Source organism: Streptomyces sp. NPDC004721, assembly GCF_053601495.1.
Window position 1 is genome coordinate 1 of sequence record NZ_JBSGBZ010000118.1, and the last position, 8,708, is coordinate 8,708.

Annotated in this window: 8 protein-coding genes and 2 pseudogenes; 5 read left to right on the top strand and 5 right to left on the bottom strand. The window is 69.6% G+C overall.

The features are described from left to right. On the top strand, window positions 1–180 hold a 180-nt coding region (locus tag ACWEK3_RS41555), incomplete at its 5' end, for a hypothetical protein (RefSeq protein WP_453252183.1). Window positions 181–226: 46 nt separating this feature from the next. Here the strand turns inward: ACWEK3_RS41555 and ACWEK3_RS41560 are convergent. From ACWEK3_RS41560 to ACWEK3_RS41570, 3 genes are all read right to left on the bottom strand, one after another. Then, window positions 227–4,558, bottom strand: coding sequence for an nSTAND1 domain-containing NTPase (locus tag ACWEK3_RS41560; RefSeq protein ID WP_453252184.1), 4,332 nt, complete (start codon window positions 4,556–4,558; stop codon window positions 227–229). Between the two features lie 83 nt (window positions 4,559–4,641). Next, on the bottom strand, window positions 4,642–5,001 hold the full coding sequence (locus ACWEK3_RS41565; protein ID WP_450547595.1) for a CU044_2847 family protein: 360 nt from the start codon (window positions 4,999–5,001) through the stop codon (window positions 4,642–4,644). A gap of 106 nt (window positions 5,002–5,107) precedes the next feature. After that, window positions 5,108–5,413: a hypothetical protein gene (locus tag ACWEK3_RS41570; RefSeq protein WP_453252187.1), complete on the bottom strand. Its 306-nt coding sequence runs from the start codon at window positions 5,411–5,413 to the stop codon at window positions 5,108–5,110. Here ACWEK3_RS41570 and ACWEK3_RS41575 point away from each other — a divergent pair. Continuing rightward, window positions 5,306–5,638, top strand: a complete 333-nt coding sequence (locus ACWEK3_RS41575; protein ID WP_453252185.1) for an FAD-dependent oxidoreductase — start codon at window positions 5,306–5,308, stop codon at window positions 5,636–5,638. The two genes, ACWEK3_RS41570 and ACWEK3_RS41575, sit on opposite strands and share 108 nt — an antisense overlap. Window positions 5,639–6,027: 389 nt before the next feature. After that, window positions 6,028–6,291, top strand: coding sequence for a Ku protein (locus ACWEK3_RS41580; RefSeq protein WP_453252186.1), 264 nt, complete (start codon window positions 6,028–6,030; stop codon window positions 6,289–6,291). A gap of 459 nt (window positions 6,292–6,750) precedes the next feature. Here the strand turns inward: ACWEK3_RS41580 and ACWEK3_RS41585 are convergent. Then, window positions 6,751–7,034, bottom strand: a pseudogene (locus tag ACWEK3_RS41585) (hypothetical protein). A 577-nt stretch (window positions 7,035–7,611) separates the two neighbouring features. Between ACWEK3_RS41585 and ACWEK3_RS41590 the strand changes: the two are divergent. Continuing rightward, window positions 7,612–8,016 (top strand): STAS domain-containing protein, encoded by a 405-nt coding sequence (locus tag ACWEK3_RS41590; protein ID WP_384442493.1) that lies wholly within the window; start codon window positions 7,612–7,614, stop codon window positions 8,014–8,016. 299 nt (window positions 8,017–8,315) lie between these two features. Here ACWEK3_RS41590 and ACWEK3_RS41595 read toward each other — a convergent pair whose 3' ends face one another. After that, the gene (locus ACWEK3_RS41595; RefSeq protein WP_450547804.1) at window positions 8,316–8,501 is read right to left on the bottom strand and encodes a hypothetical protein; all 186 of its coding nucleotides are present in this window, start codon (window positions 8,499–8,501) and stop codon (window positions 8,316–8,318) included. Window positions 8,502–8,595: 94 nt separating this feature from the next. Between ACWEK3_RS41595 and ACWEK3_RS41600 the strand changes: the two are divergent. Then, window positions 8,596–8,708: pseudogene (locus ACWEK3_RS41600) on the top strand (IS982 family transposase); the annotation flags it as partial.

Genomic DNA, 8,708 nt, shown 5'->3' on the forward strand with positions numbered 1-8,708 from the left:
CGCCTCACGCTGTTCCATCAACCCCAGCACCGACGGCATCGCACCCTCCTCGATCCACAACAAGCCGTCCGCTGCCTGCCCCTACCCCGCCGCGACCATGCCCCGCACACGAAGAAGCCCCTGCTCATCGAACAGGGACTCCCTTTGCCACAACGCACTCAGATGACGACGTCCAACTGACGCTCTCCCGCAGACCGGCACGCCCGCCGCCGTACCGCCCTTCCCCTCAGCCGCACATACCGTCCGTGCGGCTGCCGGGCGGGGCGAGGGCCTTCTCCCCCTTCGACATACCACGGCCCGCCAGCTCGCATACCCGGTCCATCCAGACCTCGGGCCGCAACGACATCAGTCGGCCGTCCGACCCGTCGATCAGGCCCATCTCCGTGCCACCCCGGGTCACAGCCGCCGTGAACCCGTATCCCAGTGTGAAGTGATAGCCCTCGGCTCTGCTGCGCACATCCCATACCGAGTACTCGTTCCGAGCGCTGATCGTGCTCAACGACGACTCCGACGAGAATGCCCCAAGCCAGAACGCCCCTTCGTACGTCAGAGGTTTGAACCACTTCTTCTCGTCCATGTCCCACACCCGCACCCCGCCGTCATAGTCCAGGACGGCGAGCATCCGTCCGGTCGGGTCGAAGCCGAACTGCTTGACGGTCCCGACCTCGGCCTCGACCGTCGCTGCCTCCTCTCCCCGGGCGAAGTCCCAGATCACGATCTCGGCCCCTGCCGCCGTGCGCACTGCCGCCTGCCCGTGTCCGGGACGTGCCGCCCCCCAGGTGCGGGACGCGGCCCGGGACACCTCGCGCGGGTCCTGCTCGCGCGGACGGTAGATCTCGCCCGCCTGCTTCCCTCGCGCCAGGTCCCAGCGCATGACGTAGGACACTGCCGAGATCACCGCGTGGTCGTCGTCGTCAAATGTCAGCGCGGTCCAGGCCGGCGTGAGTCCGGTGCGACGGTCCGCGTCCGTGGGGTCGATCCCCGGCGGTCGCGGCAGCACGATCGGGTCGGTCTCCTCGAGGGCGGGGCCGTCGGGTCCGGCCAGTTTCCAGGTGAGTACGGCCCGGCCATCCTCCGTCGCGCTCAGCAGCCGACGGCCGTCCGGACTGTACGCCGCGTAGAGCGCAGCCAGCGGGCGGGAGGGCTGGACCGCCGCGAGCAGCTGGTGCGAGCGAAGGTCCCACAGCCGGATGCCCCGCCCGTCCGCGTCGACGCTGACGACGCGCCCGTGATCGGCGTCCACCGTCCTGATGCGGCTGGTCAGCATGGCGCTGTCGAAGGGAGACGGCCTGGGGATCCGTGCCACCAGGACCGTCGATCCGACGCTGATGGCGGCCCGCATCCGGTCGGGCGGCCCAGCGAGCGACACGGCGGGCAACTGGGCCTCACCGGTGACGGCCGCGTCCTGCTGCGTGGGTGCGGGCAGGTCCAGGGTGGCCGGGCGCCCCTTCGCCAGGTCAAGCACCAGGAAGCGGTAGCGGCCGAGCTCGGCGCCGAACCGCTGCGCGGGGTCGAGGAGATAACGGCCGGTCCGGTCCAGTCGGGGCACATCCAGGGGGCAGACCAGGCCTAACTGCCGCGTGCTGTACTGATTGCGTATCTGCGGCTTTCCCGCCAGGTCCCAGGCCTGCAGGAGACCTTCTGGAGTGCACCGTACGAGAGTCCGGCCGTCGCCGCTGACCGTGACGGCTCCCGTCCTGTCATCGCCCCACGTCCTGTCGTCCCGCTGGCCGTTGTCGAGAGTCCACCGGACGAGGCGCCCGTCGGTCCCCTCAGCGCTGTCCTGCGGAGCGATCCGGCCGATCACGGTGCCCTCCGGGCCGAACCATGCCTGCGTCGTCTCCCAGCCGTCCGGTGCGCGCAGCGTCCGACCCGTGCGCTGCCCGTGCTGCGTCTCCCAGACCATGACCCCTTCGCGGGGCACTGCGGCCAGTACCTTGCGCCCCGTACCGTCGAACCGGAGGTCCTTCGCCGCGCGGGTGTTCTCTCGCAAGGTGTCGCCGTCGCGTAGGACGACCGTGCGCTCGAAGCCCTTGCCGTCAGCAGCGATGCCCAGCGACACCATGCCCCGGGTGGCGGCCCGGGCGGAGATGCGGCCGTCCGGCGAGAGCGCCAGCAGCCTCGACGAGTCGGGTAGGCCGAAGCTGCGGACTTTCTCCATGCCGAGTTCGAGACCGACGCCGTCGGCCGTGCCCAGGCTCACGTTGATCCGCTTGCCGTCCTCGCTCATGTGGACGTCTTCGACCGCGCCGTGGTTGTCCCACACGATGCGCTCGACGTGCCGCATCCGCAGATACTGACCGGCCAGGGCGCTGCGGGCCTCGGGCTCCTGTGCCGTGCGATAGGCGGCGGCCGCGAACAGTCCCGAGGTGACCAGGGAGACGTCATCGAGCTGCTCGGCGCGCGCGGCCAGCTGCTCGGAGGCCGCTCGGCGCAGCTGGCCGTCGAGTACCTCGTTCTGCTTGAAGATCATCAGCACGGCGGTGAGTGCCATGACGGTCACGACGGCCAGGACCGTGATGCCCGCCCGCATGATCCGGTACATGCGTCGGTCGTGCAGCCGCCTTCGCTCTTGAACCTCTTGATCCGCGGCCCGCCTGCGCTCTTCCGCCTCCTGCTGCTCAGTCCGTCTGCGCACCCCCGTTTCGATGAACTCCCGCTCCTGCGCACTGAGTTCACCGGAACGCTCGAGCAGCCACTCCTCGGCCTCCTCGAGCCGCCTCCCCACGAGGAGCTGCTGCTCTTCCCACCCTGTCTCACGCCAGTTGTCCATGGCATGCCGCAGTCTCGCCCGCCAGGCCAGGAACCGCTCGTCCTGTTCCACCTGATCCTTGAGCCTCGGCCAGGCGCCGATCAGTGCCTCGTGGGCGAGTTCGGCCGTCCGGCCGTGCTCCGAGTCCGCGCCGATGACGAGGATGCGGCCCCGGGCGAACGCCTCGGCGATGCGCCACCGGTCCGGCCCCGCCTCGGCCCGGGTGAGGACGGCCCGCAGCGGGTCGCCTCCTCCGGGCCTGACCCGCACCAGTGCGGTCAGCAGCCGCTGCGCCTCGTCCCGGTCGGCTTCGCCGACTGATGCCGCCCATACGTTCTCCGCGTGCCGCCCCAGCGCACCGCTGACGCCGCCGATGTCCTCGTACGTGGCGAACCGGAGCCGCCCGGCGGCCTGATCGTCCCAGAGCCGGTCTAGGGCGAAGCCCAGCAGGGGGAGCACGCCGGGCTGGGCGTCGGCATCGTCGAGGATGCGCTGGACGAGCCCTGGGTCGTAGCCGACGCCCGGGGCCGAGTCGAGCGGACGCTGCATCACCTCTGCGAGCTGATCGCGGGACATCGGGGTGAGTGATCTCAGGGCGCCCTTGCCGAGGGCCGACCCGAGGGCCGGGTGGGAGAGCGCCTGATTCATGAAATCAGCCCTAAGCGTCACCAACACCCGTAATCCGGAAGGACGCTGCTGCGTGAACAGCAGGTGTGCCGTCTGTTCGGCGGCAGCGTCCCGGTCCCGGCCGGCGAGCAGCGCCTCCGCCTGGTCGAGGACCACCAGGACGCGATCGGCCCGAGCGCCGAGCACAAGCCGCAACGTCTGCGCCAGGCCGCGCTCCGCCAGCAGCTCCTCTACGGTCATGATCTGCCGGGCCAGTTCCGTACCGCTGGAGTCGGGGTGCACCGCGCGTGCCACCTCGGCGGAGAGCGCCATCCGCGGCGAGGCACCTTCGTCGGGGCGCAGCACGAACACCTCGTATCCGCGCGCCCGGAGCCTGGGCACCACCCCTGCCAGGGCAAGCGAGGACTTGCCGCAGCCGGAGGAGCCGATGATCGTGACGGCCGGATACCCCGCATCGCCGGTTAGCAGCGCGGTGATGTCGTCGGCCTCGGCGTCCCGTCCGAAGTAGACGGCGGCGTCCGCCTCCTGGAAGGCGGCGAGCCCACGGAAGGGTGAGGCGGGGCGGATGACGTCCGCGAGGTCGGGAATCTCCTCGACCAGGGTCCGCGGGGGGATGAGGAAGCTCTGCCGGGCACCAGCGGGGTGGGTTGCCACGACCATGCCGACGACAGCCCCGGCCTGTTTGTCCCATACGGGGCTGCCGCTGAACCCCTCCTCGATCGGCGCGTCCCCGAAGTCCGGGCCGGACAGCTGCACCCACCCTTCGGCAGTCCTGCCGCGCAGCCTCCCAGTGAACCAGATCCCGCCCGGGTCGCGGTCCGTGAAGCCCGGTACCCGTACATCGTGGTCCATGGCGCCGTCCGGCTCGGCCATGGGGACCGGCTGCGCCCCGGCGAGCGTGTCTCGCAGGCGCAACACGGCGATGTCGCCGGTCCCGTCGGCCCTGATCGGCACCCAGCGCTCGACCACGGCCTCCGCCCTGGCGCCCCCGGCGAGGGGCAGCTCGACAACCACTCGCGCGTCGGCTTCCAGGGCCTCGCCCAGCGTGCGTCCGAGCGCGTCCGAGACGACATGGGCGCAGGTCAGCGCCTGTCGGGGGGTGAGCAGGAAGCCGGAGCCACCGACAGCCCCGGTGGGACCGACGATCCGGACGAGGGCGGCGGCGAGCAAGGCCTCCATGTCTCGTGAATCCGCTACCTCACCGAATGCCATCGTGACCCCCGTGCCGCCATGGCCTCATAGCCCCCGACCAGTTCAACTGCCTATGCAGTATCCCCTGTTGGGACCGACCGGTCGCTCCTGTTCCATGTGAGGGAAACGGAGAAATTGGCCTCGGTTGCGGTGCTGGCGATCACGACGTCGGCCTCCGCCGAGAGTGAGACACCGAACTCGAGGGTGATCTCATCCGGGGCGTTCGCCAGGCCGCTCAGCCTCCCGACGAAGCCCTCGGCCACAGGCCGTACGGTGTCCAGCATCTCCCCGAACGTCCGCGTGGCCCGTGTCACACCTCGCCCGCCCCGGCCGACCCGCACCAGTGATTCGTCCACCTCGCGGATCTGTACGCGGACGAAGTCGTCGCCGCGCCCCAGGGGAACTTCGACGGTGTGCACAGTGGTACTCATGTACGCCCCTCCCTAACTCTCGTGGGGAGGAGCGTAACCAGTGAGTGATCAGTGAACACCTTCAGACGGATCGAGTGTTGTCTCACGAGAGATCAGCAGGCAGAGATCAGAACGGCTCGAAGTCGTCGTGCTCCCGCTCCGTCTCGTCCCGCTCCGCCTGCCGGTCGCGGCGGCACTGCGCGGCAGGCCGAGGTGCCTTGAACCGGTCGTCCTCGCCGGCGCGCCGCTCGGCGTGCGCGTCCCGGTCGAACCGTCGCCGTGCCCGCTGTTTCGGCTCCGCGCCCCGGCCGGTCTGGTCCGCACCGTGGTCAACACCGAGGACTTCGATCTTCGGCAGGTCGCCGCGGACCGGCTGATCGCCGCCGCGGACTCGCCCGAACGGACCCTTGCCGCCGTCCGGTCCACTTTCCATGGCGCCGGGAGCGTCGAGCTGCTCAGCACCCGACTCGGAGTGCGCCCGATGCCGGCCGACGGTGAGCCGATCGCCGGCCCGGTCGCCGAGGTCCCCGGCCTCTACTTGGCAGTGATGCACTCGGCGGTCACGCTCGCCGCGGCCGTGGGCCGCCTGGTCGCGCGGGAGTTGGTCGACGGAACCGTTGAGTCGGCTCTGTCAGGTTGCCGCCCGGATCGCTTCTAACGATCCCGATGTGGTGGGCGACTCTCACAAACGGTCATTTGCGCGAGCAAGATCAATCACGGGATGCCCGAACCCCCGCCGAACCCGGATCGGCTCTCAGAACCTGTTCGCACTCAAAAGCGGGACGGACCCTCTTCTGAGACTTGCATTGTGCGAAATTCGGGCCCATGACGGAAGCTCATCACCTTTCCCCGGCCGAACGGTCGGACGCGGACGACGTCGAGCAGCACGCCGTCCGAAGTGTGACGCACAGCCCGGCTCGCCCTGCCGCTCGCGCGGCGGCGCGGTCGCTTCCGCCTAAGTCCCTGGGCCCCTCCTCACTCTCCCTGACCGAGCGTCACTCTGATTACAGAGAGCTACTTGTCACTTCGCCGTAGTTTCGGGAGAACATGGCCGTCACGGACGAAGAGCTGCGGGCCATGCCGCTGCCCACGACCCGTGCCATCGAGCTGATCACGTTTATCCCGGCCTCCGCCGTCGACCCGCTCCGCATCGGCCCCGGCTACTACCTCCAGCCGCAGGGCGCCGTCGCCGCCAAGCCTTACCTGGTGCTCCGGCACGCCCTGGAGCCCGCCTCGCGGGTCGCACTCGCGCGGTACACGTGGCACGGCCGCGAGCGGGGCTCGGTCTGCTGCGGGTCCGGGACGACGTGATCGCATTACACGGGCTGCTCTGACCGGACCACATCCGCGACCCCGCCGCCGTGGCTCCCCCGCCGGTCCAGCTGGACGAAGACGAGGTCGATGAAGCCGTGGCACTGATCAAGGCCATGACCCGCGACGACCTCACCGGCCCCGAGTTCACCGACCGCTACACCGAGGCCCTTCACACGGTAATCGAGGCCAAGCAGGAAGACCGCCAGCTGCCGCAGGCCCCGAGCCGACGGCCCGGCCAGAGCAGCTGGTGGACCGGATGGCCGCGCTGCAGGAGTCCATCGGCAAGGCCCGGGCAGCGCGCGGCGAGACGGATGTGCCCAAGGCGCCGGCCAAGCCCGCGAAGAAGGCGCCCTCATGGAGTGCTTCCTCAAGGACCGCCGGGCGCGCGGGCGGTCGGCGAGGTACGTCAGCGCGCTGACCTGCCGTGGTCGGGCTCATGGTCGGGGCTACGGTCAGTCAGAGCGTGTCGCCGGAGTGGTAGAGACGGCACGCGACGCCGGGACCGGGCGTGCGCGCTTCGCCGGGGCGCGGGTCGTACAGGGCGCGGCCGCCGGGAACTGCCCGAGCTCGGTGGGCAGGGCCACGCCGTCGTCGACTTCCTCCGGCCGCCAGCCCGTGATGTCCAGCAGCAGGCCGTCCAGCGGGCCGCCCATGAGCATGGCGTACGTCCGGTACGGAAGCGGACCAGGATTGGCTTCGGCGACTGAGGCGCTCCCCTCCGCGTGAGCGGCCGGCAACACCTTGGCCCTCCCCTCCCCCGCTCAACGAAAGACCGCCACTTCGTGACCGTCTCCTTACCTGAGGTCCAGCCGGGTGGCCGGCACGCTGCCCTCCCCGCGGGCAGCCTGTTCCGGCGGGCTACGCACCCCGCGCCTGCGACGCGTCGGGCCTTTGGCGCCTCTGTCACCGCTCACGCCGATGACGGCGGTCGCGGTATCGGTAAGCGCGGCTCCACCGCGGCCGCCGCCAAGGCGGCTGGGATCGCGAACGGGATCCTCGGGTGTGAGCGGCGGGAGCTGATGCGCAGCGGTGCCGGGTGCTGCGCAATCTTCGGCCGGTTGGGCTGCGCTACGCGCTGGCCTGCGGTGGTCGGGTTTGTGGTGGGGGTCCCTGGCCGTCGTGGTCGGGGTGACAGGTGCTCTGTGGTCGGGCCTGCGCGACCGCCGCGGTTGACGCAGGCCCGTCTCGGCTTGCGATCAGGGGGCGGGTGCGTTGGATGGAAGCAGGCGGCATCTGCAGGCAGCGCCACGCACCCGGGCAGCCTTGCAACGCGTCGCTGGGGGTTCCTTGTGCCGTCCCAAGCCGCGAGGGTTGGTCATGCGAACGACCATCGTCTGCACCGAGGACATCGCCGTCAGCTGCGACCAGGTGAACGGCTGGACCGTTGTTGAGGTCGACGGCGAGGTTGATGTCCGTACTCATTCCAGGATCCGTGAAGCAGTGATCACGCTGCTTGGTGACGGCCACCGGCACTTCGTCCTGGACCTGTGCTTCGTGCCGTTCCTCGACTCGATGGGGCTCGGCACGGTCGTAGCGGTCACTAGGCTCATCCGGCAGTACGAGGGATCGCTGCGGATCACGTGCCCCTCCGCCCGGATGCTCAAGGTCTTTCAACACGGCGGCCTGGGCGACGCGTACGAGTTCTACGACTCGCCACAGGATGCGACGTGCCAGGCGCCGACGGCTGACGGCCTGGCGCACTGGCCCGGCACCCACGGCTGAGCACAGCAACGGGCACGGCGCAGCGATGCGCTACATCGCGGCCCCTTGTGTCTCCACGGCTACTGGTCAACTGAACGGTTCCATGGCCATACCAAAGAGGACTTGGTCAGAAAATCGAACACCTGACCTAATGGTGTGCATGGAGCACGTCCCCTTCTTCCCCCCTGACCTGATCCAGCTCCAAGCGGACTGGTGTCGCGTCGACGAAGCGCTGGCCGCGCCAGGCCCCGCCTGCTACGCGCTGGCGGCGCCATCGGCCGGGCCGACAGATGTCCACCAGGCGATCACCCGCGCCGCCATCACATCGGGCCGCAAGCCCAAAGGATCGAGACCGAAGTGAGGGCGAGCATGCAGTCGTACTCGTCCTGCACGAGGTCAGCGACGCCGATCGGATCCCACTCATTGAGCAGATGTCGCAGCTCGTTCTCGGTGGAGGTGCTCCAGGGTTTCATCGCTTCAGACTGCCACCCGAGAACGACCGCCATGTCTCGCCCCCGTCTTGATCCAAACGAAACCCCCTAGCTAGACGAGTCTGTCCAAATGGCTGCGGGCACGAAGAGAGGGTGTCCATGATCGTTTGTGACGACGAACCTGAACACCCTCGTGACCGCACTGTACGTGAAGATCGATGACGAGTGGGCTGACTTGGCACGGCTGCCCGGACGGCCGCCGAAGCTCAGTCACTCGGAGTT

Coding starts and splice junctions, on each gene's coding strand:
- ACWEK3_RS41560 (WP_453252184.1), bottom strand. CDS start 4,558: ATGGAGGCCTTGCTCGCCGCCGCCCTCGTCCGGATCGTCGGTCCCACC.
- ACWEK3_RS41565 (WP_450547595.1), bottom strand. CDS start 5,001: ATGAGTACCACTGTGCACACCGTCGAAGTTCCCCTGGGGCGCGGCGAC.
- ACWEK3_RS41570 (WP_453252187.1), bottom strand. CDS start 5,413: ATGGAAAGTGGACCGGACGGCGGCAAGGGTCCGTTCGGGCGAGTCCGC.
- ACWEK3_RS41580 (WP_453252186.1), top strand. CDS start 6,028: ATGGCCGTCACGGACGAAGAGCTGCGGGCCATGCCGCTGCCCACGACC.
- ACWEK3_RS41590 (WP_384442493.1), top strand. CDS start 7,612: ATGCGAACGACCATCGTCTGCACCGAGGACATCGCCGTCAGCTGCGAC.
- ACWEK3_RS41595 (WP_450547804.1), bottom strand. CDS start 8,501: ATGGCGGTCGTTCTCGGGTGGCAGTCTGAAGCGATGAAACCCTGGAGC.